The sequence below is a fragment of the Flavobacterium sp. CS20 genome (genome assembly GCF_018080005.1).
In the GTDB taxonomy this organism is placed as follows: domain Bacteria; phylum Bacteroidota; class Bacteroidia; order Flavobacteriales; family Flavobacteriaceae; genus Psychroflexus.
The window spans coordinates 832,664-857,595 of record NZ_CP073015.1 but is presented as its reverse complement, the minus strand read 5'-3'; the positions used below and the strand labels follow the sequence as shown (position 1 = coordinate 857,595).

Below are 24,932 nucleotides of genomic sequence, written 5' to 3'. Positions count from 1 at the left end.
AGCCTGTCATTTATTGGACAGGCTTTTTTTATTTAATGTGATATAAACAAATCTTACAAATCACTAGCTTCTGCTATCATCTCAACCACATCATAAACTTTGATGCTATCTTGTTTTTCCTTGATTTTTACACCGTCAGTCATCATAGTGTTACAAAAAGGACAGCCAGCAGCTATGGCTTCAGGTTTTGTTTCTATAGCTTCTTCGGTTCTGAGTACATTGACTTCCTTGTCACCAGGCTCGGCATCTTTAAACATCTGAGCTCCTCCAGCACCACAACATAAACCTCTACTTTTGCAACTTTTCATTTCCACAAGTTCAACATCTAACTTTCTTAACAATTCTCGTGGTGCTTCATATTCGCCATTAGCTCGACCGAGATAACACGGGTCGTGGTATGTAATACGTTTGCCTTTAAACTCGCCACCTTCTATTTTAAGTTGACCTTTATCGAGAAGTTGTTTTAAAAATTGTGTGTGATGAACAACTTCATAATTACCGCCTAAAGCGGGATATTCATTTTTTAAAGTATTGAAACAATGCGGACAAGTTGTTACTATTTTTTTAACCTCGTAGTTGTTTAGAACTTCAATATTTGTTGCGACTTGCATTTGAAACAAAAATTCATTTCCAGCACGTTTTGCAGGATCGCTCGTGCAACTTTCTTCGGTTCCGAGAACTGCAAAATCAATATTGATTTTGTTAAGTATTTTCACAAAAGCTTTTGTGATTTTTTTGGCTCTATCATCAAAACTTCCAGCACAACCTACCCAAAACAAAACTTCGGGTTGTTTGCCTTCTGCCATAAGGTTTGCCATTGTCGGTACTTTTATATTTTCACTCATAATTCACTAATCTTTAAATACTTGTATGTTGACGTTTTTCATCACTAAATCTGTAAACTTTCCTTTGTATCTTGTGGCTTTAACTAAATGATTATCAATCCAATGATAATTTCCGCCACGAGGTTTGCCCATAAGCAAACTGTGGTATTTAAACCCGTGTTTTTTAAGCCATTTTTCTGTTATTTCTCTATGTTCTTCGGTTCTTGAAGTAAAAAAACAGATGCGATGTCCTTTTTCATACCATTTATTCAATGTTTTTAAGGCATCAGGAAATGGCTCACAAGTTGCCATACGTTCGGGTTCTTCATTTGGGATGTCTTCTGTTATAGTACCATCAATATCAATTAAATAGTTTTTGATATGATCGGGCAACATCGGGCTTATATGTTTGTCGCCATCTAAGGTTTTTTGTAAAAGCTTGTCGTCTTGTTTTTTGTTAGACATTTTAAATGTTTTTGGTTAGATTTCTTGAACCCAATTTAAACGGTCTTGTTGATTATATACCACGGTGCGACGTTGTTTTCTATATTGGTCATAGCATTATTTAATTCTGCAGGTCTTGCACTTTCTTCCATGACTAAATACTGTCTCATTTCCATAATAATAGAAAGCGGGTCAATACCAACTGGACAAGCTTCTACACAAGCATTGCAAGTGGTACAAGCCCACAACTCTTCTCTACTGATATAATTGTCTAAAAGTTGTTTATCGTCAGGTTTAAACTCACCATTTTTGTTGATGTTTTCACCTATTTCTTCTATCCTATCTCTGGTATCCATCATTATTTTTCGTGGCGATAATTTTTTACCTGTTTGATTGGCTGGACATTCAGAAGTACATCGACCACATTCTGTGCAGGTATAAGCATTTAGAAGTTGAAACCAATTCAAATCAATGACATCGCTTGCACCAAATTTTTCAGGCACATCATCTTCATCTTCAGCTGGTCTTGCGTATGGATCAGCTTCGGGATCCATCATCATTTTAACTTCTTTAGCCACGGTTTCGTTGTGGCTAAATTGACCTTTGGGTTTTAGTTTTGAATAATAAACATTAGGAAATGCCAATAAAATGTGTAAATGCTTTGAGTAGTATAAATAGTTAAGAAAGAAAAGAATACCAAGGATATGCAACCACCATGCTGAACGTTCTATTGCCATAAGCGTTGTGTTTGATAATCCATCAAACAACGGCATTAAATATTGACTGATGGGAAATGCACCAGCTTGGCTATAATGTTCTGCATTGTTTAGTTGCAATTGATAATCTGTAGCATTCATAGTTAAAAACAACACCATCAACACAACTTCAAAGTATAAAATATTGTTAGCGTCATTTTTGGTCCAAGAAGTCATTTCTTTAGACCAAAAACGTTTGATTTTTAAAATATTACGTCGTATCCAAAATAATATTACACTGATTAAAACCAATAAGGCTATAACTTCAAAGCAACTTATTAAAACATCATAAACTGGTCCTAAAAAAGCAAATATGCGATGCGTGCCTAAAACACCATCAATAATAATTTCTAAAACTTCTATATTGATGATCACAAAACCAAGATAGACCAAAACATGCAGAACTCCTGCAACAGGTCGGGTAACCATCTTTGATTGCCCTAAGGCAACACGTATCATTTTCTTTAATCGTTTTGGCTTTTGGTCGGATTTATCAATATCTTTACCTAACAGAATATTTCTTCTTAGCCTTTTGATATTTCGAGCAAAAAACCAAATTGAAAATGCTAAAGCTAAAACAAATAGTATTTGTGGAATATAAGTCATCATATTAATTATTGGTCTCGATTTTCTGGTTTTTCGTATTTTTTATTCTTTTTTCCAAATACAGAAAAATGTACGTATCGTTTAGGATTGAGTTTTATATCTTGCAACAATTCTTCAAGTTGTTTTGAAGCTTTTTCGAGATTGACATATAGTCTATCATCGTTTATGAATTTGGCTAAACTTCCATCGCCACTATCAATTTTTTGGGTAATATTGTTGATGTTAGCTATTGTTGTATTGATATTATTCACCATTTTATTGATTTCTACTTTAGATAAAGTATCTGAAAATTGCTTTAATCTTTCTGATGTTTCAGAAGCATTTTTTATCACATTTTGAATATCATCAAGGTTTTCTGATAAAACAAAATCTACATTTTCAGTAGTTGAGTTTAGGTGTTTTACGGTTTTATTAAAATCATTAATCGATTTTTTAATAGATTCTCTTGTTCTTATATCTAATACATAGTTGACAGACCGCACCATGGTATCTATACTTGTTACTACACTTTCTACTTTAGTTTGTAGTGGAGATAATTGGTCGTTTACGAGTTCTAATAAACCTGCTTCTATTTTGCCTTGTAGGGTGTCGCCAGATTTGGCTTGTTCATTGTTTTTAAAGTCTGGAACAATAGCAATAGATTTTCCACCAATTAAATCACCACCATAGATTTTAGCAATACTTGTTTCAGCAAAAGGAAAATTATTTTTGATGTTCATAGTAACCACCAATTTTGCGTCATCTCTGATATTGATGTTGGTCACAGAACCAATTTGAAGACCGTTGATGGTAACAGCAGAAGATGGTTTCAAACCTTCAACTTGGTCGTAAACTGCATAAAAAGTTCTTGAATCTTCAAGAATGTTTTTTCCTTTTAAAAAATTATACCCAAATATGAGTAAAGCTATCGCAACAATAGCCATAAGACCAACTCTTAGTTCTTTAGAAATTTTCACAGACGATGAATTTAGTTAGGGTAAAAATAATTATTTGATTTGGGTTTTCAAGGCTTGTTCAATACTAATTTTTTTATCGCCTAAGTAGGCAATGATAAATGCACCTTTATAACCTTTGTCTTTTGCTTCTAAAAGCTTGTTTTGTATATACTTATGAGAGTGAGATTCTGCAAATCTATATTTATACAAATCGCCTTCTTTAACTCTTGAAATAGGAGATAATCCTTTAAAATTTTCAGAACTTGCTTTAATTTTACGTTTTGTAGCGACAATTTGTACGTAAAATGTGGCTTTGTATTCGTCGCTTGTATCTTTGTTTTTTTGTACATCAGACGATGCTACTAATTCTTCTTCACTTTCAATATGAAGTGCATTTTTATAATTGATGATAGCCTGACTAATTTGCTCTGCCAAATGCATTTGCCCTTTTTCTGATTTCAAAAAATTGTTTTCACTTTTATTTGATAAAAAACCTAACTCCACCAAAACACTAGGCATATATGTTTCTCTTAAAACTAAAAATCCAGCTTGTTTTACCCCGCGATTTTTTCGTTTCAAATTTTGAGTAAAGTTTTTTTGAATATAATCTGCCAACAAAATACTTTGGTCTAAATATTCTTCTTGCATTAAACTAAACCCAATATAAGATTCTGGTGTTTTAGGATCAAATCCACCATATTTTTCTTCGTAATTTTCTTCTAATTCGATCACTTGGTTTTCTTTCATAGCAACTTCAAGATTATCTTGGTTTCGGTGAAGCCCTAAAACAAAGGTCTCGCTACCATATGGCGAGTCGCTTCTTACGCCGTTACAATGGATTGATACAAACAAATCTGCTTTGGCCTTGTTGCCAATAACGGCTCTTTCGTTTAAACCGATAAACTCGTCTTTTTGTCGTGTATAGATTAGCTCAATATCTTTGTGTTGTCTAAGTTTTGCACCAACTTTTAGTACCACATCAAGCACAACATCTTTTTCATAAACACCATATCCATGGGTTCCTGTATCTTTTCCACCATGACCAGCATCGATAACAACTTTAAAGAGCTGTTGAGATTGGGCTTGAATTTGAAAATTATTAAATACACTTAAAATAACAATAAACGCAAAAGCCAAGTGTTTTTGGAGTAAGTTAATTTTAAAATCACTTTGAAGCTTTAATTTTAATTTTTGTAATCTATTCATTTAATAATATGTAATTTTGACGGTTTTTATAAAGCTATCTTAAAAACAAAAATACGACTATAAATCTTGCAGGCAAGAATACTACATATACTTTTATTCATTTGTATTGGGTTTAGTCTCAATATTCATGCCCAAATTGATAATAACGACTTGCCATCAACACCAGATAGTCTTCATAAGAAAGACATTATTCAAAAAGATACAATAGATTTTCAATCAAAAAATATTATAAGACTACAACCTGTTACTGTCAAAGATAGCGTAAAGACAGACACCGTAAATAGTCTTGCACTTACAGATATTGTAAAAAAAGAAGTCGCAGCTTATCAACGTCTTTCAAGGGCTGAAAACAAAATGTATCTGTATGACAAAGCCAAAGTTGTGTATGGTGATATTGAGCTAACTGCAGGTATTATCATCTTGAATAACAATAATGACAACGTGTTTGCCGCTGGAATAAAAGATTCAACGGGTTATACCCAACGACCGGTTTTTAAACAAGGAAGCAATGTTGTAGAACCTGATAGTATCTTCTTTAATTATAAAACCAAAAAAGCTTTGATCTATAATTCAAGAACCAAAGATGGCGAACTGAATATCATTGCCGAAGCTTCAAAACGGGTAAACGATTCGGTCTTCTATATGCGCAACGCCAAGTTTACCACATCTGAAGATATTGAAAATCCAGAATATTATTTTCTTGCCCGAAAAATAAAATTTGTCCCTGACAAAAAAGTAGTTACAGGATTGGTCAACATGTATATTGCTGACGTTCCCACACCTATTGGTTTGCCGTATGGTTTTTTTCCACTATCAGACTCACAGACTTCTGGGTTTATCATTCCGTCTTATGCTGATAGTAGAAATCGTGGTTTTGGTCTTCAAAATGGTGGATATTATTTTGCTATCAACGATTATGTGGATTTAAAAGTGCTTGGCGATATTTATTCTAATGGTAGTTATGGTTTAAGATTTGACTCTAACTATGCTTTGAGATACAGTTTTGGTGGCAGATTTAGTCTTAGAATTGAAAGACTTTTAACTGAAGAACGTGGTTTTCCTAATTTTTCTGAACAGCAGATTTTTAACCTTACATGGAATCATAGTCAAGACCAAAAAGCTAATCCGAGTTCTAGGTTTTCGGCTTCGGTTAATGTGGGTTCTAGTAAATATTTTAGACAATCTATCAATCAACTTAATACAGGTAATACTTTAAACAATTCATTTAATTCTTCTGTATCCTATTCCAAAACATTTGAAGGTGAGCCAGGTATGAATTTAACACTTTCTGCTACGCATAGTCAAAATACTAATACAGAACAAATTAACATGACCTTGCCGACCTTACAGTTTAGCATCAATCGTATTTATCCGTTTGAACCTGAATTTAGAGCAAAAAAAGGAGCCTTAGAAAACATTAACCTTCAATATAATTTAAGAGGAGAAAACCGTATTCAAACTACAGATTCTTTATTTTTTAAGTCCCAAATGTTTAAAGATATGAATATGGGGTTACAACACAGCATTCCTATTACCACAAACTTTAAAATTTTTGAGCATTTTAGTATGTCAACTGGTGTTAACTATCAAGAAACTTGGGTGTTCAAAACCTTTGACCCTTTTTTTGACGAAGAAACGCAAACCATTCAACGCGATACCATCAACGGATTTGATTCTTACCGAACTTACAATGCACAAGCTAGTATTGGAACAACCGTTTATGGGATGTTTAAATTTGGTGATGATAAAAAAATCAAAGCCATTCGGCATGTCATGAGACCAAGTGTCTCCTACTCTATCAATCCTGGTTTTGATGAGTTTTTTGAACAAATTACTATTCCAGGTGTTGGAACAGCACCTGATAGAACACGACAAGTATCGCGATTTGACGGCACATTATATGGATCTCCAAACCCTAATTTTTCCAGTAGTATGTCTTTTGGTTTAACCAATGATTTTGAAGCCAAAGTTAGAAAAAAAGATACTACACTAACAGGCGATGAAGCTTACAAAAAAGTAAAACTATTGAGTAATCTCGGGTTTAATACCAGTTATAATTTTGCAGCCGATTCTTTAAAATTAAGTCCAATATCTGTGAGAGGAAATATTCCTTTATTTGATGAAAAATTAAACATCAATTTTAATGGTGCATTAGATATTTATGCTTTAGATAGTAATAATAGACGTATCAATACTTTGAATATAAACAACGGTGGAAGTCTGTTTAGGTTGACACGTGCTAACATGAGTTTCGGATATAGACTATCTGATAAAGATTTTACAAAAGGAGATGATGATGATGAAGACGAAGAAGAAGAAGAAAACTTAAATGACGACACATTTTTAAATGGTGGACGCCCTGATGATTTGTTCGGTAGTGGAAATCCTTTAAACAATCGTCTAAACCCAAGAGGTAAAAAAGACGAACCCAAAACCGACGAGAACGAATTTTATAACTACAAACCACCTTGGTCACTTAATTTTCAATATACTATGACCTATAACAATACGGCTAGACAAAATGAAATTTCTAGTCATTCTATTATGTTTTCAGGTGATATTGATTTGTCACCACGTTGGTCAATTGGAGGTTCGTCAGGCTTTGACTTGGTCAATCCTGGGTTTACATTTACTCAACTTAGATTTAGTAGAGATTTAAAAAGTTGGCAAATGAGTTTTAACTGGCAACCTATTGGAAATAGAAGATCTTGGTTTTTCTTTATCGGTATAAAATCAGGTATATTTAGAGATATTAAATATGATAAAAATCGTGAACCCGACAGAACTTTAAATTAATAAAACAGACAACATATGACAAAGCAAATCATCAATTCTAACCACGCACCAAAACCTATCTACCCATATAATCAATCTGTAAAATTTGGAAACTTACTATTCACTTCTGGACAAATTGCTTTGGATTTGGATGGAAATTTAGTTCAAGATTCTATAGAAATAGAAACGCATCAAGTTTTTAAAAATTTAAAAGCCATTCTTCACAAAGCCAATTTGAATTTTGAACACGTTATTAAAGTGAGTATATTTTTAAAAGAAATGTCAGATTTTGAAGTTGTCAATTCAGTCTATAGTCAATATTTTAAACCTGAAAATGCACCCGCAAGAGAAACGGTTCAAGTTGCCAAGTTGCCTAAAGATGTCAATATAGAAATTAGCCTCATAGCTGGTACAGACTAAAGCCTATGAGTTTATCCTTTATAGATTGGGTCATTGTTGGAAGCTTTTTTGCTTTAAGCTTATTTATAGGAATTTACACCTTAAAATATAGTAGCAAAAGTGCTTCAAACTTCTTTTTGTCTGGCAGAAATATGCCTTGGTGGGTTCTTGGGGTTTCTATGGTGGCAACAACATTTGTCGCCGATACGCCAGGTTTGGTTGCTGGAATCGTTAGACAAGATGGCATCAGTGGCAATTGGGTGTGGTGGAGTTTTCTATTGACAGGAATGCTTACGGTTTTCTTTTATGCTAAACTTTGGCGTAGAACTGGTATCACAACCGATTTGGAGTTTTATGAGTTGCGTTATAGCGGCAAAAGTGCTTCATTTTTAAGGGGATTTAGAGCTTTGTATCTTGGTGTGTTTTTTAATATCGTAATTATGGCAACGGTTTGTTTAGTCGCCATCAAAATCGGTCATGTTCTTTTTGGTTTTTCTGCAACAAAATCTTTAATTATTGCTTGTAGCATTACAGCCTTTTATTCAATGTTAGGTGGCTTAAAAGGTGTGTTGATTACTGATTTTGTTCAATTTATTATTGCAATGACAGGTAGCATTTAAATAGTATTTATGTGGTCAATAGACCTGAGATAGGTGGTATTCAAAATTTAATACAACAGGTTGATATTCAAGATAAACTCAGTATGTTTCCTGATTTTAATCAACCAGAAGTTTATGTTCCGCTTTTTGTAATTCCATTAGCCGTTCAATGGTGGAGTGTTTGGTATCCTGGTGCTGAACCTGGCATCGGTGGCTATATTGTTCAACGTATGCTGGCTGCAAAAAACGAAAAACACGCCACCTTGGCTACCTTGTTTTTTAATGTCATGCATTATGCCATCAGACCTTGGCCGTGGATCATTATGGGTTTGGCTTCAATTGTGATTTATCCAAATCTCGTTGACCTTCAACATGCATATCCAAACCTTAGTCCTGAATTTATCAAAAATGATTTGTCTTATGCGGCTATGCTTCAGCTTTTACCCGCGGGTTTGATCGGTATCGTTGTTACATCGCTCATTGCAGCATTTATGAGTACAATCTCAACCCACTTGAATTGGGGCAGTAGCTATATTGTCAACGATTTTTATGTCAGATTTATCAAACCTGAAGCTTCTTCTAAACAGCAAGTCCTCATTGGAAGACTTTCTATATTGATTATGATGGTGCTATCAGCTTTGTTGGCTTTTGTTTTAGAAGAAGCTAAAGACGCCTTTGACTTGCTTTTGCAGATCGGTGCCGGAACGGGCTTGTTATTTATTGTGAGATGGTTTTGGTATCGTATAAATCCTTATAGTGAAATTACTGCAATGTTGGTTTCATTTGTTATTGCTTTGGTGTTTTTTATCAATAAGAAAAATAATTATTTCTGGTTTGAAATTCAGCAATACGAAGAACTCATCTATGGTGTTGTCATCACTAGTTTGGCATGGATATGCGTAAGTTTATTGACAAACCCGAGCAACAAAGAAACCTTAAAATCTTTTGATCAAAAAGCGTTTAATAACACGTCAAAATTTCATAATTTCAGATACCAAATCAGTTCATTTTTGGTCGCAACTATCGGTGTTTATGCTCTTCTTTTTGGTATTGGACAAGCTATTTTTGGCAACTTCACTTCTACTCTATTTTCAGCATTGATATGTGTGATTTGTTCGATAGTGGTTTATAAATTTTGGAAAAAGATATAAATTACTGATTCCAAATTTTCCAGGCTTTTTCAGCTTGAAATTTTAGCATATTGTAGCCGTTGCATATTTTGGTCTTTTGTGCTTTACCTTGAGCTAAAAACGTGCTGATTTTAGGATTGTAAACCAAATCATACAACAAGTGTTTTGAAGTTAAATATTGATATGGAATATTTGGTGCATCTTCTATATTAGGATAAGTGCCAAGTGGCGTACAGTTGATAATTAGATAGTGAGATTTCATTAATTTTTCATCGATATCTGCATAACCAATTTGATGTTGTTGGGGTTGTCTTGATATTATTTTATAGCTAATATCAAAAGATTTTAAGGCATAACAAATCGCTTTTGAAGCACCACCAGATCCTAGAACTAAGGCTTTTTGATGGTGTTTTTCTAACAAAGGAAACAGCGAGGTCATAAATCCATAAACGTCGGTATTAAAACCGTGTAACTTATTGTTCACAATTTTGATGGTATTTACCGCTCCAACGGCTTTTGCTGTTTTATCTAATTCGTCTAAAAATTCAATTACACTTTCTTTGTATGGAATAGTCACATTTAAACCTTTAAGGTTTTTTTCGCGATTCAATACAGTTTTGATTTTTAAAATATTATCGATATCAAAATTCTCATAAACGGCATCAATATTTAAGTCTTTAAACTTTTGATTAAAATAAGTTTTTGAAAATGAGTAGGCTATATTTTTTCCTATTAAACCGTATTTAAGCATAGCGTGATGTCTTATTTCGTTTATCATACCAAACTAAAAATAAAATAACAGAAACACCAATAAGTATAAAAAAAATAGCGATATAAGTTGATGATGAACTAAAATCTGGCCAAAAGCGTTGATAATTTTTAATGATAGGTTGATGATTTGAATCATACAAAATTTCACCAAATTTATTTCTATCATATATTTTTTCTTTCCAAGTCCAAACCACGCCCAGACTTCCAGTAATAAACCCAATGATAGTTGCAAAAGTAATATCTTTAAAACGTTTCATCACATAACCCAAAATATGAGAAATACTCACTAATCCTAAGATTGAACCTGCTGTAAAAACCCCTAATATTTTTAGTAAATGAATGCGTTGAGCATTATCGACAAAGTTAAAATCCCACTGAATAATTTCAGCTATAGTATCATAAAGTGCATTGACAGAATCGACTAAAAGCAACACATAATTTCCCATCAAGATAAGCAAAAACGAACCAGATAAACCCGGCAAAGTCATACCAGAAACACTGACAAAGCCACAAAGTAGCACAAACCAAAGGTTATCATTTTGTGTTGCTGGCTCTAAAAAACTAATGAATAAACCGCAAATTGTACCTAAAATAATAAACAAAATCTGTGCTTTTGACTTTAAGTTAAAATCAATACTGAGATAATATATAGAACCTAAAATCATTCCAAAAAATGTAGCCCAAACGTATATTTCAAATCTTAATATCAAATAGTCTAATATTTTTGATACGCTGAAATAACTGATAATCATACCTAAAACAAGAAGGCTGATAAATTTGTAATTGATATATTGTAGAAAGCTTCTAAACCTTCCATTAAAAATCAACTTTAAAGCTTTGGTATTAAATTTTTGTAAGGAATAAATAAACTCTTCATAAAAGCCAGCCACAAAAGCAACAACACCTCCAGAAACGCCTGGAACTTTATTAGTCGCACCCATAGCAATTCCTTTTACTACGAGCAGAATTTTGTCTGTAAAACTGCGAGTGGCTTCCATACTTATGACTTCTTATACGACCACTTTTCTAAGATTAAAATTAGCGCAAAACCCAAAATAGAAAGAACAACTGCTGATAAAATTTGTGGATTGCCTTCAAAAGCATTAGGCCAAACTGATTTTTGACTTAAAATAACTTCTTTACCGTGTATAATTTCTGAATCAATAATGTTTTTCCACGGCCAAATTTTATTGAGAGACCCAATAATAAAACCGGTTAAAATAGAGAGAGTCAAGTTTTCATAACGTTGAAACAGCCATTTTAAAAGTCGAGAAAAAGAAAGCAATCCAACTATAGCTCCAGCAACAACAACGGCTACAGTTTTGATTTCTAAATTACTGACAGCTTCTATAATTTGTTTGTAAGCACCTAACAATACCAAAATAAATGCACCTGAAATGCCTGGTAAAATCATAGCACAAATGGCTAAAGCACCACAAAAAAACAAATACAATAAGCTTTGCGTTTCACCAGCTGGAGTCAAAGTTGTAATGAAATAAGCCACAACCGAAGCTATGATTAAAGCAATGATATAGCTCAATTTCCATTTCGGAATTTGCTTGCCAATATACCAAACACTGGCCAAAACCAAGCCAAAGAAAAACGACCAAACCATCACAGGATGTGTTTCTAAGAGATATTTCATCAATTTCATCAAAGACAAAATACTAATGCCAATTCCGATGATTAATGACAACAAAAAAGAACCGTTGAGTTGTTTCCACATTGCTAAAAAACCGCGTTGTTTCCAAGTTTTTAATAAACTAAAATCAACATTGCTAATGCTGGTGACCAACTCTTCGTAAATCCCAGTAATAAAGGCAATTGTCCCACCAGAAACGCCAGGTACAACATCGGTCGCACCCATGGCTATTCCTTTGAGAGAAACAAGAATATAATCTTTAAACTTTCTATCGGTCATTGTTTGATTTGATGTGAATTTCAGAAAAATTCTTGGTGATTTTGAAATTGGTTTTGGACTCATCAAATTCTAATTCGTCTAAACTCACTTTTACGTTGTCAATTTCAATTTCAAATATATCAAATGGCAAGCCAATCAAATTAATTTTAAAATAATCGTATTCGGTGTTATACTTTCCGAGTTTGTGTTGAGTGATGATTAAATCATCTTTTTTGCCAGTTAGTTTAAAATTTCTATAGCTATATCGCCCTTTTTGATAATCGTAACCATCTTGAGCATCTTCGTAAACTTGTGACTTTTCTTCGCCAAATTTAAAATAGATGTCAAGTTTTAATTCTTTAATTTCAAGTTCTCCAACGTATTGTTGAACAGGATATCTCGGAATAATAGCACCAGCTTTGACATACACAGGAAGACTGTCCATATCAGCATCGACCCACATTTCTTTACCACCGCTAAAACGTGTATTGTCCCAAAAGTTATACCACTCGCCTCTCGGAAAATACATTCGTCGCCCTTTGGAGTTGGGTTCCAAAATTGGACAAACTAAAATTTTGTTTCCAAAAATAAATTCATCTGTTCTAAAATGGGTTTGTGGATCGTCTTGATCAAAGTAAACCAAAGGTTTTACTATAGGAATTCCTTCTGTTGAATACTGATAAAATGCTGTGTATAAATAAGGTAAAAGCGTATAGCGTAGCTCAATAAATTTTCTGGTGATGTCAGTCACTTCATCATCAAAGCTCCAAGGTTCTTGGTCGCCGTGATGACCGCTTGAGTGCGTTCTGCAAAACGGATGAAACACCCCAAGTTGAATCCATCTGACAAACAATTCGCTGTTGGGTTGCTCTGCAAATCCACCAATATCTGAGCCTGAAAACGCCATTCCTGATAGATTCATACGTTGAATTTGGACATTGGCAAGCCACAAGTGTTCCCACGTGGCTACATTGTCGCCTGTCCATGACGTGCCATATCGCTGAGCACCGCTATAAGCTGAACGAGTAATCACAAAAGGTCTTTTAGGATAAGCATATTTTTTGACGCCTTCAAAAGTGGCTCTTGCCATTTGTGTGCCATAAACATTATGTGCTTTTCTGTGGCTACAAGGATGACCGTCGTAATCGTGTCTGACATCATCGGGAAAAGTTTTGTTAGGTACTTCCATTACCGCAGGTTCGTTCATATCATTCCAAACGCCTTTGACACCAACTTCTGAAATCAATTCTTTATATAAATCTGCCCACCATTCTCTCACTTCTGGTTTTGTGAAATCAGGAAAACAACATTCACCAGGCCAAACTTTACCAATCATATGTGGTCCGTCAGCACGTTTGCAGAAATAATCTTTTTCAATACCTTGTTTATAAATGTCGTATTCATCATCAATTTTTATTCCTGGATCAATTATTACAATGGTTTTAAAACCATCATCAGCCAATTCTTTGACCATTTTTCTCGGATCTGGAAAGTATTCTTTGTTCCAAGTAAAACACCTAAAACCATCCATATAATCAATGTCGAGATAAATACCGTCACAAGGAATTTTAAGTTCTCTAAACTTTTGAGCAATTTCTCTAAATCGACTTTCAGGATAGTAACTCCATTTAGATTGATGATAGCCCAACGCCCATAATGGTGGTAGTTCAGCATGACCTGTTAAATTTGTATAATTGCTGACTACGTTTTCCATTTTTGGGTCATAAATAAAATAGTAATTCATCTCACCACCTTGAGCCCAAAAACTCGTGATGTTGTGCCGTTCTTGACAAAAGTCAAAAAATGTTTTAAATGAGTTGTCAAAAAAAATCCCGTATGCTTGTTGATGATGCATACCTATATAAAATGGAACAGCCTTGTATATTGGATCTTTATCTTTGGTAAAGGCGTATTCGTCTGTTAGCCAGTTTTGAATGCGTTTACCTCTTAAATTAGAATGCATAGGTTTGTCACCCATGCCGTAAAAGGCTTCTTTTTCTTGAGTTATTTTACTCATTTTTACAACGTTGCCGCCTTTTTCGTAAAACTCTTCATAATGAAATCCCAACTCATCTTCATTGATAAGCTGACCATTAATATCATATATTTTCTTTTGAAGACTTTTCTTTTCTATTTTACAGACCAACTTTGATGTGGTAACGATATAGTTTTCAACATCTTCAGCAACTTCAAGTTTGTTATATCCTTTGATGATTTTATCAGAAATAGCATAAGAAAAATCCTCTTCTAACTGTCCTCTTGTTCCATATCTAAATCTTAAAACACTGTCTCTTAATACGCTAAGTTCTAAAACAATATTGTTTTTGGTTTTAAAATATAATTTATCAACATTTTGATCAAAAGAAACGATTTCATCAGGAAATTGATTTCCTAACAAATGCAACTCGGTGTTTGTTATCATAGTTTAAGTGATTGATTTTTCACAACGCAAATATAAGATTTGGTTTGTTTAAACCGCTTTAAAAATTAAAAATCCTAAAGGAGGTAAGTCGAGATTTACCGATGTATTTTTGGCGTGATGTTCTACGGTTTCAATTTTTGGATTTGAATTTTTGTAATAGCCTGTTCCGCCGTAGATTTTATCATCAGAGTTAAGTAGGAGCTTAATCGATTTAACACCCTCAATACCAATACGATAGTTCTCACGTGGAACAGGTGTAAAGTTGCAAACCACGATTAATTTGTGTTCATCTTTGTCTTTTCTGATGAAGGATAAAACTGAATTTTCTGCGTCATTATAGTCAATCCATTGAAAACCTTCGGGTATAAATTGTTGGTCATACAGGGCTGATTCTGATTGATAAACTGAATTGAGTTTTTTGACTAATTCTAAAATACCTTGATTAAGATTGTTTTCTAATAAATGCCAATCCAAGCTTTTTTGAAAATTCCATTCGTCGTATTGTCCAAATTCGGCACCTTGAAAAATTAAATTTGTACCAGGATGCGTAAACATATAGCCAAATAGCAATCTTAAATTGGCAAATTTTTGCCACTGATCGCCTGGCATTTTATTAACTAAAGACCGCTTGCCATAAACAACTTCATCGTGAGATAAGGGCAACATAAAATTTTCAGTAAAAGCGTAATTCAAGCTAAAAGTCAATTCGTTGTGATGATGTTTTCTGTAAATAGGTTCTTTAGAGAAATATTCTAAAGTATCGTTCATCCAACCCATCATCCATTTCATCCCAAAGCCAAGACCGCCTAAAAATGTAGGTTTTGAAACTTTTGGATAACTCGTTGATTCTTCGGCAATGGTCTGAACATCTGGATAATTTTTATAAACTTCTTCGTTAAATTCTTTGATGAATGAGACGGCTTCAAGATATTCGTTTCCACCATAAATATTTGGTTCCCACTCACCTTCTTCTCTGGAATAATCAAGATAAAGCATTGAAGCTACGGCATCAACTCTTAAGCCATCAACATGGTATTTGTCTAACCAAAACAAAGCATTGCTGATCAAAAAAGCCTTGACTTCATTTCGACCGTAATTAAAAATCAATGACTTCCAATCAGGATGATAACCTTTGTTTCTGTGTGGATGTTCATATAAGTGCGTACCGTCAAAAAAGCCTAAACCGTGAGCATCTTCGGGAAAATGTGATGGTACCCAATCTAAAATGACTCCAATATCATTTTGATGAAATTTTTCTACCAAACTCATAAATTCTTCTGGATAACCAAATCTTGAGGTTGGTGCAAAATAGCCCGTAATTTGATAACCCCAACTCGGGTCGTATGGATATTCCATAATGGGCATAAATTCTACATGAGTAAAATTGAGTGATTTGACATGTTTTACCAAATCTTCTGCCAATTCTAAAAAGCTTAAACTCCTGTCTTCTTCAACTATTTTTTTCCAAGATCCCAAGTGGACTTCATATACAGAAAATGGAGATTTAATTGAGTTTTTAGATTTTCTGTTTTGCATCCAAGTACCGTCTTTCCATTTTTTGTCTAATTTCCAAACCACAGAAGCAGTTTTTGGTGGATGTTCACAACGTTTAGCAAAGGGATCTGCTTTTTCAGTTTTGATGTCGTTGTTATGAGAAAGAATTTTGTATTTGTAGATATCGCCTTGTTTTACGCCAGGTATAAAACCTTCCCAAATGCCGCTTTCGTCCCATCTGACATTCAATTGATGTTCGCCTTCAATCCAATAGTTGAAATTGCCTATAACAGATACTTTTTTGGCTGATGGAGCCCAAACAGCAAAATAAGTCCCTTCTACTCCATCAACAGTCATCAAGTGAGAGCCTAATTTTTCATAAAGCCTATAGTGTTTACCGGATTTAAAAAGCTCAATATCAAAATCTGAAAATAAGCTGTGTACTTTGACTTTATTCATTTTTGTTGTGTTTTAAAATGTTTACAATTCCTTTAAGCGGAATAATAGACCAACGCGGTCTGGCATTAAGTTCATAACCTAATTCATATATGGCTTTTTCAAGCAAACAATATTCTAATAAAAATTCAATTTCTTTGAGATAACCTATATTCAAATTGTTGTTTTGAACTTTTTGAATATAAGTGTTTAAGAACACACCTACCATATTAGTATAGATTACTTCTGCACTGTGAAATAATTCTTCTCTGGAATGATTGTATTGGTTGAGGTTATTAAATATAGTGGCATAAATGGCATAATTAAACGACCTAAACATACCTGCAACGTCTTTAAGCGGTGGTTGTTTAACTTTTCGGTCTCGAATGGTACTTTCGGGTTCGCCTTCAAAATCAATGATATAGAAATCGCGGTTTTGAACAAGCACTTGCCCGAGATGATAATCTCCGTGTACACGGATGCGTTCGCTTTTGAGTTTACTTTCGTCAAAATCTAAAAAGCGTTTTTTCACTTCTTTTTTGTTGTCCAAAAGGTCATTTGCCATTTCAAGCATCATACCATCGAGTTTGTGTATATTGTTTTCTAAAAGATTGATACGGTTGTCTAACATATACATCAATCGGTTTTTGAGCCAAACGGTGTAATCATAAGTGTATGGCGTTGGTGTAAAACTGGCATTGATGCGTTCCATGCCTAGTGAGATATGCATTTCGGCAGTTCTGAGAGCTAATTTTTCAACATCTTCAAATATCTCTTTATCAAACCACTGAAGCAGTTTTGGATCGATATCATTTAAGCTTATTTGTTTGTATTTTTTAAGGATTTTTAGCGATTTGATATTGTAATTATTTTCAGCGAGTTTTTTATAGGCTTTTTCAATATTGTTGACAAAATATTCCCAAGCATCACCTTGATTAGGGATCAACTCTTGCATCAAAGCTAAGGTCATAATATTTTTATCGCTAAATCTCAGTGTAATACTTCCTGAATAGCCTGGTGTATTTGTAAAATAACCTTTGTTAGTCAGGTATTTACTGATTTCATAATCTGGGTTTTGGTCGGTGTAAACTCGTCTAAAAAACTTTAAAATGTATTTGTCATTAAAAACAATTGAGGTATTGCTCTGTTCTGCGTTTAAAAACTTTGAACTTTTATATGCGTTATCTTTGCATTTTCGACCGCGTCGATATTCAACTTGATTGTATTTATGCTTATCGCCTTCGACTATTTTATTAAAAATTTGAGCTCTAAAGGATTCTAAAAGTGTAGCATCAACGAGATAACCACGTTCGCCATTCAAATCTATTCTTGCAATGATGTTGTGGTCAACATAATCTTTTTCTTTGACCAAACCAATGGGCATAAAATATTCTTGAACAAATGCTTCTTTAAAATTAACTTCTAAAACTACACCATAAAATAAATCGTTTTCGTCTTCAATTTTAAAAAAATCTTCAATACCTATATATTTTAATGCACTGGCTTTACCACCATACCAGCGTTGCAATTGGATATAATCTTCTAAAACATCACTGCAAAATTCATTGATAAATCTCTTGTTGTTGAATAGATCATCCCACTGGGAATCATATTTAAATATATTATTGATATGGTCTTTTTTTTCTGACATTAAGCTATTTCTAATTTAAAAATATGAAATGGTAATGAAGGGTTAAGTTCGACATAATTCCACTCGTCATACCAATCGTAATAATCATCAGTAATGAGGTCGGTTAATTTAAAATGTTGACCAGCATTGAGTTTTAAAGCTTCATAAGGTAATCTTAACATCCCTTTTTGAGTGTAATACGAATCGAGATTAACAACCACCAAAACAAAATTATTTTTTTCTTGATTCCATTTCAAGTAGCCGAGAAGTTTTTCATTTTCAATGCTACAAAATTCTATATCATTGGTTTGTTGTAAACTCAATTGGGTTTTTCGGATGTGGTTGATTTTAGAAATCAAATGGGTGATTTTATTTTCAACAAACCAATCCCAATGTTTGATTTCATATTTTTCAGAATTGAGATATTCTTCTTTGCCAATCACCGCTTCGTTGTGCATTTGTTCAAAAACAGGTCCGTAAACTCCTGTGCTACTGGATAAAGTTGCTGCAAGCACGTAGCGGATGATGTGCATAGTTTCATTAGCCCCTTGTAAATGATAAGGATTGATATCTGGTGTATTGACCCAAAAATTAGGTCTAAAATACTCTTTCATTTCTGATTTGGTCAGCTCGTTTATGTATTCAATTAATTCGCCTTTATCCACGCGCCAGGTAAAATAAGTATAAGATTGACTAAAGCCTTGTTTTGCCAACTGTTGCATTACTTTAGGTCTTGAAAACGCTTCAGACAAAAACAAAGTATCTGGATATTCTTTTTTGATATTGTCTATGAACCAATTCCAAAATCTATAGGGTTTGGTGTGTGGATTGTCCACTCTAAATACTTTAATGCCTTGCTCAGCCCAATATAAGCCAATGCTTAATAGTTCATTCCACAGTTCATCAACAGCCTGACATTCAAAATTAAAATTGACTATATCTTGATATTTTTTAGGTGGATTTTCAGCATATTGAATGCTTCCATCAGGTCTAAACTTGAACCATTCGGGATGTTCAGTAAGGTAAGGATGGTCTGGAGCTGTTTGAAATGCTAGATCTATTGCCACTTCAATACCGAGTTCTTTTGCTTTATGAATAAGTGTTTTGAAATCGTCAAGGCTACCCAAATCAGGATGAATGCTTTTGTGACCACCAAGTTTTGAGCCAATTGCCCAAGGCACGCCAGAATCGTCAGGCTCCGCTTGAGTGGTGTTGTTTTTTCCTTTTCTGTTTTTTTCTCCAATAGGATGTATTGGTGGAAAATACAAAGTATCAAAACCCATTTTTGAAACCCGCTCTAACAAGCGTTCACAATCTTTAAATGTTCCGTGTTGAGCTTTATTTTGTGAAGATGAACGTGGAAAAAACTCATACCAAGTGCTGAATCTTGCTTTTTCTCTATCCACATAGATTTGAAAATCTTGTGTTTCTGTAGCAAACTTTTTTGTAGGATAATCGATAAAGAGTTGTTTTAGCCTTTCTGATATTGCGTTATTGCAGGCTTCTTGATATTGGTTTTTGTCTTGAAATAAGTCAATTAAATGTTTGACAAAATTCAAATCATCTTCATTTCTGATTTTATCTTTCAAAACTTCCAAATATTGAACACCTTCGAGAAGTTCACTTTTGACGTGGGTTTCAGCGGCAATTTTTGCAGAAATCCCGTGGTGCCAATTTAAAGCGTGATCAACCCAAGCTCTGAGTTTATAGGTATAGAAACCTTGATGCACCACGTGGAAAAAGCCCTTAAACACATCATTGACTTCAGGATGCAATCTTACAGAAAAGTTGTGTTTATTGTCTTGATGTTTTACTTCAACTTCAGCTTGAATAACATCGTGTCCATCTCCTAAAATATCTGCTGAAATGTTGACAATTTCGTTAACAACACGTTTTATAAAAAAATGACCACAGTTGAGTTGTGGAATTACATTTTCGATGACAATACGTTGCTGTTTAATCATTATTTTGGTTTTGACGTTAAAGTAAGGGAATTTTTAAATGTTTTACAAAAAAAAGCTTGTATAATTTTTAAATTTAAAACTAATCGATACCATTTCTAGAATATATAAAGTCTTTTGTTGTATGAAAATTGTCTGACAAGCTTAGCCAAAAGTTCTGAACTATGATAAAAATCAGTTAAGGTTTAAAAGGATTTAATAACTTTGTGATTTATTGTTATCTTAGTAAAAACTTAAACACAAAAGTTATGGATATTAATTTTAATTATATACATGTATCAGCAAGTGAACGTCTTGAAGAATTTACCTCAAAACGCCTAAACAAATTAAAGGACAGATACAGTTGGATTGTTAGAGCTGAAGTCTATTTCAAAAAAGAAAACACTTCTAGTCCTGAAAGTGGAATGATATGTGAAATAGAAATCAGTGCACCTGGGCAAAATATTTTTACCTCTTCAAATGAAAAAAACTTTGAAGTCGCAATCAGTAAAAGTATAGATGAACTTAAGCGTCAACTTCAGAAGAAGAAAGAAAAAATGACTACGCATTAATTTGGGGTAGCATCAAAAAAAAAGCGGTTGAAATGTTTCAACCGCTTTTTTTTATACTGAATAATATTTAAACTATTCTTGTTTACTTTCTGCTTCTTTAATCAACTTATCAATTTCTTCAGCTTTATCATTTTCTTGAGTTTGATAGTAAATACTCTTCAAGTATTTCATAGCATTGATGTTTGTTGAGTCTAACTCAATGGTTTTCTTTAGATAAGGAACAGCTGTTTTAAGGACTTTGATTTTTTCTGCTTTTAGCTCATCGTATTTTTTGGTTTCAGCAGGCGACATACCTAACTTATTCATTTCTTCAGTGATTTCTCTATCTTTTGCCAAGATAATACTGGCAATATTGTTATAGGCATTGGCCATTTCAGGGTCTAATTCAATGGCTTTTTGATACATTTTTTTGGCTTTATCAAAATCTTCTAATTTTTCAGCACTGACTCCAAGATTATAAAACACAATTGGGTCGTTAGGATTTTTTTCTGCAATTGAAGACATGATTTCGTTATACTTTTTGATATTGCCCAAATTGTAATACAAATCAGCTTCTGCTTGCATTAAAGCAACATCGTCTGGATTTTCTTGTTTTGCGCGTTTCATGGCTTCAATTGCTTTTTCGGGCTTGTTTTGTTCAATATAAATCAATGATATATTTTTAGCAATTTCGCCTGTTTTTGAAGGTGAATTAATATCTTTTGGATCTTTGTGAGAGCCAGACTTCACAGATGCATCTCTAAGAGTTTTATTGCCAAAAGTTTCAACCACTCCTGTCTCAACATTCGTTGCTTGGTAAAGGACTTGAGAACCATCAAAGTTGAGGTCTAAAAGTTGTTTATAATATTTTAAGGCTCTGTCATAATCTCTACCATTCACTGCACTAGATGCGGCGTAGTAAAGATATAATGTGTCTTGTTTTCCTAATTCATAAGCTTTGTAAAGCTTATCGGCGACTATAAGGTCTTTTTGTTTTTCTTGGTCTTCTACAGCACTGTTGACCAAGGTCGCTCTAACGTCATCTAATCCTTTTTGGGCTTCTTCAACATCTTTTCCCAACTCAATGGCTTGTTGAAAAGCTTCAGTCGCTGTTTTCAGGTCTTCAAAAGGAGATCCTATACCATTGGCGAGATAGGCTTTACCTTTAGTGAGCAAATAGGTTGATTGCCATTTTTCATTTTCTTCTTTATAAGTGTTTTCTACTTGTTTTAGCAAAGATTTAGCTTCGTCAAATGCTTTGTCTTCTACAGCATCTTCAGCTTTTCTGATTTCTTTTTTTTGTGCATAAGTTGTTATGACAAAGCACATTAATAATAGTGAAAAAATTGTTGTTTTCATCATTTAAAATTTTGGGTTTTGTTTTCTTTTATTTAAATTATGCGTCTGAATTTGTTTCTTCGTTATTTGTATCGTCTTGGGTTTTATCGTCTTGGGTTTTGATATCATCAACATTTTCAACTTTATCTTCATCATCAACCATAATTTTGGCAACAGCAGCAATGGCATCTCCATCTTTAATATTGATGAGTTTTACCCCTTGTGTAGCTCTTCCCATAGTTCTCAATTGGCTCATCGACATTCTTATGGCAACACCTGATTTTTTGATAATCATCAAATCGTCTTGGTCAGTTACAGATTTTAACGAGACTAAATGTCCAGTTTTTTCAGTAATAGATATGGTTTTCACGCCTTTTCCACCACGGTTGGTCAATCTGTAAATTTGGTCACCAGTTTCTGGATCATCTATAAAGGTTCGCTTACCATAACCGTTTTCTGAAACCACTAACACGGTTTCTTCTTTTGGGTTATTTACAATTATCATACCAACTACTTCGTCGTTATCGTCAGCAAGCGTTATTCCTCTAACACCAGAGGCTGTTCTGCCCATAGGTCTGGTTTTTCCTTCTTCAAAACGCACTGCTTTTCCGCTTTTTAGAGCTAACATCACTTGGCTATCACTTGTTGTTAAGCTTGCTGATAGCAATTCGTCACCTTCTCTTATAGTAATGGCATTAATACCATTTGTACGAGGTCTAGAATATTGTTCTAAAGAGGTTTTTTTCACTTGCCCTTTTTTGGTTGCCATCAAGACATAATGACTATTGACGTAGTCTTCATCTTTTAAATCTTGAGTACAGATAAATGCTTGAATTCTATCATCAGGTTCGATATTCATCAGGTTTTGAATCGCTCTTCCTTTAGAAGTCTTGCTACCTTCTGGAATTTCAAAAACACGCATCCAGTGGCATTTTCCATTTTTAGTAAAAAACAGCATATATTGATGGTTAGTGCCGACAAAAATGTATTCTAAGAAGTCTTCATCTCTTGTTGTTGAAGCTTTTAGGCCAACACCTCCTCTACTTTGTGTTTTGTATTCTGACAGTGGTGTTCTTTTGATATAGCCAGCATGAGAAATAGTAATGACGACTTGCTCATCAGGTATCATATCTTCCATACTGACATCACCACCTGCATAATCAATGTTTGAACGTCTTTCATCGCCGAATTTTTTCTTAATCTCTTCCAATTCTTCTTTGATGATGTTCATTCTTCGGTCTTCACTAACTAAAATATCTTTAAGGTCTTCAATGGTTTTTAGGAGTTCGTCATATTCATCTCTTAATTTGTCTTGCTCCAAACCAGTGAGTTGTCTCAATCGCATTTCAACAATAGCTTTGGCTTGAACTTCTGTCAATTCAAAGCGTTCTATAAGTTTAGCTCTGGCTTCATCAGCATTTGAAGAAGCGCGAATCAAAGCAATGACTTCGTCAATATTGTCTGATGCAATAATAAGACCTTCAAGAATGTGAGCCCGATCTTCAGCTTTTTTAAGTTCAAATTTAGTTCTTCGCACAACCACGTCGTGGCGGTGTTCAACAAAATTGCTGATCAAATCTTTAAGGTTCAGCATTTGTGGTCTGCCTTTGACTAATGCAATATTGTTGATGCTAAAACTCGATTGAAGAGCGGTGTGTTTGAACAAGGTGTTTAAAACCACATTAGGAACAGCATCGCGTTTTAAAAAGTAAACAATTCGCATACCGTTTCTATCTGATTCATCTCTTATTAAAGAAATGCCATCCAGTTTTTTATCATTGACCAAATCAGCGGTTTTTTTGATCATATCCGCTTTATTGACTTGGTAAGGAATTTCGTCAGCTATGATACATTCTTTGCCATTGACTTCTTCAAAATGGGTTTTGGCACGCATAACTATTCTACCTCTACCTGTTTTATAGGCTTCTCTAACGCCAGCATAGCCATAAATAGTTCCTCCAGTTGGAAAATCTGGGGCTTTGATGTCTTGCATAAGCTCATCAATTTCTATATCTCTATTGTCTATATAAGCAATTGTTCCATCGACCACTTCAGAAAGGTTGTGGGGAGCCATATTGGTAGCCATCCCAACCGCTATACCGCTAGCACCATTGACAAGAAGATTAGGAATACGGGTTGGTAAAACTGTGGGTTCTTTGATAGTATCGTCAAAATTGAGTTGGTGGTCAACGGTATCTTTGTCGATATCAGAGAGCATTTCCTCACTAAATTTCTGCATTCTCGCTTCTGTGTAACGCATTGCAGAGGACTATCTCCGTCAACAGAACCAAAATTTCCTTGGCCATCGATGAGCTGATAACGCATACTCCATTCTTGAGCCATCCTGACCATTGTATCGTAAACAGAAGTATCGCCGTGTGGGTGATATTTACCTAAAACTTCACCGACAATACGTGCTGACTTTTTGTAAGGTTTATTAGAAGTTATACCGAGTTCGTGCATACCAAAAAGCACTCTTCTGTGAACAGGTTTTAAACCATCTCTTACATCTGGTAGTGCTCTTGAAACAATAACCGACATCGAATAATCAATGTAGGCTGTTTTCATCTCATCCTCAATATTGATAGGAATAAGTTGTTCTTTATCTGACATTTTTTTTAATTTGGATTATTTATTATCAATCTGCTAATTTAATTAATTTTTAAAAAGTAATTTCTTTATTTGAAGCTTTTACAAATTTTTTATTAACAAAGAATTATTATATATTCGTTGATAACTTAATAATATTTTATGAGCGATTTAAGTAAAAAAATTGTT

At 33.9% G+C, this 24,932-nt stretch carries 15 protein-coding genes and 3 pseudogenes; 4 read left to right on the top strand and 14 right to left on the bottom strand.

Features of this window, described 5'->3' with window-relative positions; translation table 11 throughout:
• Positions 1–53 precede the first annotated feature (53 nt).
• From IGB25_RS04145 to IGB25_RS04125, 5 genes and pseudogenes are all read right to left on the bottom strand, one after another.
• Positions 54–845, bottom strand: coding sequence for a (Fe-S)-binding protein (locus IGB25_RS04145; protein WP_211066288.1), 792 nt, complete (start codon positions 843–845; stop codon positions 54–56).
• 6 nt (positions 846–851) lie between these two features.
• The gene (locus IGB25_RS04140; RefSeq protein ID WP_211066287.1) at positions 852–1,289 is read right to left on the bottom strand and encodes an HAD family acid phosphatase; all 438 of its coding nucleotides are present in this window, start codon (positions 1,287–1,289) and stop codon (positions 852–854) included.
• Positions 1,290–1,304: 15 nt separating this feature from the next.
• Positions 1,305–2,629 (bottom strand): annotated as a pseudogene (locus tag IGB25_RS04135) (4Fe-4S dicluster domain-containing protein).
• Positions 2,630–2,637: 8 nt separating this feature from the next.
• Complete coding sequence (locus IGB25_RS04130) at positions 2,638–3,585, bottom strand: MlaD family protein (protein ID WP_247653607.1); 948 nt, start codon at positions 3,583–3,585, stop codon at positions 2,638–2,640.
• Between the two features lie 30 nt (positions 3,586–3,615).
• Positions 3,616–4,770 (bottom strand): N-acetylmuramoyl-L-alanine amidase, encoded by a 1,155-nt coding sequence (locus IGB25_RS04125; RefSeq protein WP_211066286.1) that lies wholly within the window; start codon positions 4,768–4,770, stop codon positions 3,616–3,618.
• A gap of 66 nt (positions 4,771–4,836) precedes the next feature.
• On the opposite strand from IGB25_RS04125, the gene IGB25_RS04120 reads away from it, so the two are divergent.
• From IGB25_RS04120 to IGB25_RS04110, 3 genes and pseudogenes are all read left to right on the top strand, one after another.
• Positions 4,837–7,566: a putative LPS assembly protein LptD gene (locus tag IGB25_RS04120; protein ID WP_211066285.1), complete on the top strand. Its 2,730-nt coding sequence runs from the start codon at positions 4,837–4,839 to the stop codon at positions 7,564–7,566.
• Positions 7,567–7,581: 15 nt separating this feature from the next.
• On the top strand, positions 7,582–7,965 hold the full coding sequence (locus IGB25_RS04115; RefSeq protein ID WP_211066284.1) for a Rid family detoxifying hydrolase: 384 nt from the start codon (positions 7,582–7,584) through the stop codon (positions 7,963–7,965).
• 5 nt (positions 7,966–7,970) lie between these two features.
• A pseudogene (locus IGB25_RS04110) lies at positions 7,971–9,694 on the top strand (sodium:solute symporter family protein).
• Position 9,695: 1 nt separating this feature from the next.
• Here the strand turns inward: IGB25_RS04110 and IGB25_RS04105 are convergent.
• From IGB25_RS04105 to IGB25_RS04075, 7 genes are read right to left on the bottom strand one after another with little or no spacing between them, the layout of a single operon-like run.
• The gene (locus tag IGB25_RS04105; RefSeq protein ID WP_211066283.1) at positions 9,696–10,424 is read right to left on the bottom strand and encodes a shikimate dehydrogenase; all 729 of its coding nucleotides are present in this window, start codon (positions 10,422–10,424) and stop codon (positions 9,696–9,698) included.
• Positions 10,417–11,442, bottom strand: coding sequence for a DUF368 domain-containing protein (locus tag IGB25_RS04100; RefSeq protein ID WP_211066282.1), 1,026 nt, complete (start codon positions 11,440–11,442; stop codon positions 10,417–10,419). Before IGB25_RS04100 ends, IGB25_RS04105 begins: the two co-directional genes overlap by 8 nt.
• Positions 11,443–11,444: 2 nt before the next feature.
• Positions 11,445–12,365: a DUF368 domain-containing protein gene (locus IGB25_RS04095; protein WP_211066281.1), complete on the bottom strand. Its 921-nt coding sequence runs from the start codon at positions 12,363–12,365 to the stop codon at positions 11,445–11,447.
• Positions 12,355–14,766, bottom strand: a complete 2,412-nt coding sequence (locus IGB25_RS04090; RefSeq protein WP_211066280.1) for a glycoside hydrolase family 31 protein — start codon at positions 14,764–14,766, stop codon at positions 12,355–12,357. Before IGB25_RS04090 ends, IGB25_RS04095 begins: the two co-directional genes overlap by 11 nt.
• A 48-nt stretch (positions 14,767–14,814) precedes the next feature.
• Positions 14,815–16,719, bottom strand: a complete 1,905-nt coding sequence (gene glgB, locus IGB25_RS04085) for a 1,4-alpha-glucan branching protein GlgB (protein WP_211066279.1) — start codon at positions 16,717–16,719, stop codon at positions 14,815–14,817.
• Positions 16,712–18,346, bottom strand: coding sequence for a trehalose synthase (locus IGB25_RS04080; protein ID WP_211066278.1), 1,635 nt, complete (start codon positions 18,344–18,346; stop codon positions 16,712–16,714). Before IGB25_RS04080 ends, glgB begins: the two co-directional genes overlap by 8 nt.
• Entirely contained in the window at positions 18,346–20,289 is a 1,944-nt protein-coding gene (locus IGB25_RS04075; protein WP_211066277.1) for an alpha-1,4-glucan--maltose-1-phosphate maltosyltransferase, read from the bottom strand. The genes IGB25_RS04080 and IGB25_RS04075 overlap by 1 nt, the downstream gene beginning before the upstream one ends.
• Before the next feature lie 245 nt (positions 20,290–20,534).
• Here IGB25_RS04075 and hpf point away from each other — a divergent pair, with 245 nt between their 5' ends.
• Positions 20,535–20,837, top strand: a complete 303-nt coding sequence (hpf, locus tag IGB25_RS04070; protein WP_211066276.1) for a ribosome hibernation-promoting factor, HPF/YfiA family — start codon at positions 20,535–20,537, stop codon at positions 20,835–20,837.
• A 72-nt stretch (positions 20,838–20,909) separates the two neighbouring features.
• Here hpf and IGB25_RS04065 read toward each other — a convergent pair whose 3' ends face one another.
• The gene (locus IGB25_RS04065; protein WP_211066275.1) at positions 20,910–22,175 is read right to left on the bottom strand and encodes a tetratricopeptide repeat protein; all 1,266 of its coding nucleotides are present in this window, start codon (positions 22,173–22,175) and stop codon (positions 20,910–20,912) included.
• 37 nt (positions 22,176–22,212) lie between these two features.
• Positions 22,213–24,767: pseudogene (gene gyrA, locus IGB25_RS04060) on the bottom strand (DNA gyrase subunit A).
• Positions 24,768–24,932 lie beyond the last annotated feature (165 nt).

Excerpts from the sequence above, each read along its gene's own strand:
- IGB25_RS04145 (WP_211066288.1), bottom strand. The coding sequence starts at position 845 with ATGAGTGAAAATATAAAAGTACCGACAATGGCAAACCTTATGGCAGAA.
- IGB25_RS04140 (WP_211066287.1), bottom strand. The coding sequence starts at position 1,289 with ATGTCTAACAAAAAACAAGACGACAAGCTTTTACAAAAAACCTTAGAT.
- IGB25_RS04125 (WP_211066286.1), bottom strand. The coding sequence starts at position 4,770 with ATGAATAGATTACAAAAATTAAAATTAAAGCTTCAAAGTGATTTTAAA.
- IGB25_RS04115 (WP_211066284.1), top strand. The coding sequence starts at position 7,582 with ATGACAAAGCAAATCATCAATTCTAACCACGCACCAAAACCTATCTAC.
- IGB25_RS04105 (WP_211066283.1), bottom strand. The coding sequence starts at position 10,424 with ATGCTTAAATACGGTTTAATAGGAAAAAATATAGCCTACTCATTTTCA.
- IGB25_RS04100 (WP_211066282.1), bottom strand. The coding sequence starts at position 11,442 with ATGGAAGCCACTCGCAGTTTTACAGACAAAATTCTGCTCGTAGTAAAA.
- IGB25_RS04095 (WP_211066281.1), bottom strand. The coding sequence starts at position 12,365 with ATGACCGATAGAAAGTTTAAAGATTATATTCTTGTTTCTCTCAAAGGA.
- IGB25_RS04090 (WP_211066280.1), bottom strand. The coding sequence starts at position 14,766 with ATGATAACAAACACCGAGTTGCATTTGTTAGGAAATCAATTTCCTGAT.
- glgB (WP_211066279.1), bottom strand. The coding sequence starts at position 16,719 with ATGAATAAAGTCAAAGTACACAGCTTATTTTCAGATTTTGATATTGAG.
- IGB25_RS04080 (WP_211066278.1), bottom strand. The coding sequence starts at position 18,346 with ATGTCAGAAAAAAAAGACCATATCAATAATATATTTAAATATGATTCC.
- IGB25_RS04075 (WP_211066277.1), bottom strand. The coding sequence starts at position 20,289 with ATGATTAAACAGCAACGTATTGTCATCGAAAATGTAATTCCACAACTC.
- hpf (WP_211066276.1), top strand. The coding sequence starts at position 20,535 with ATGGATATTAATTTTAATTATATACATGTATCAGCAAGTGAACGTCTT.
- IGB25_RS04065 (WP_211066275.1), bottom strand. The coding sequence starts at position 22,175 with ATGAAAACAACAATTTTTTCACTATTATTAATGTGCTTTGTCATAACA.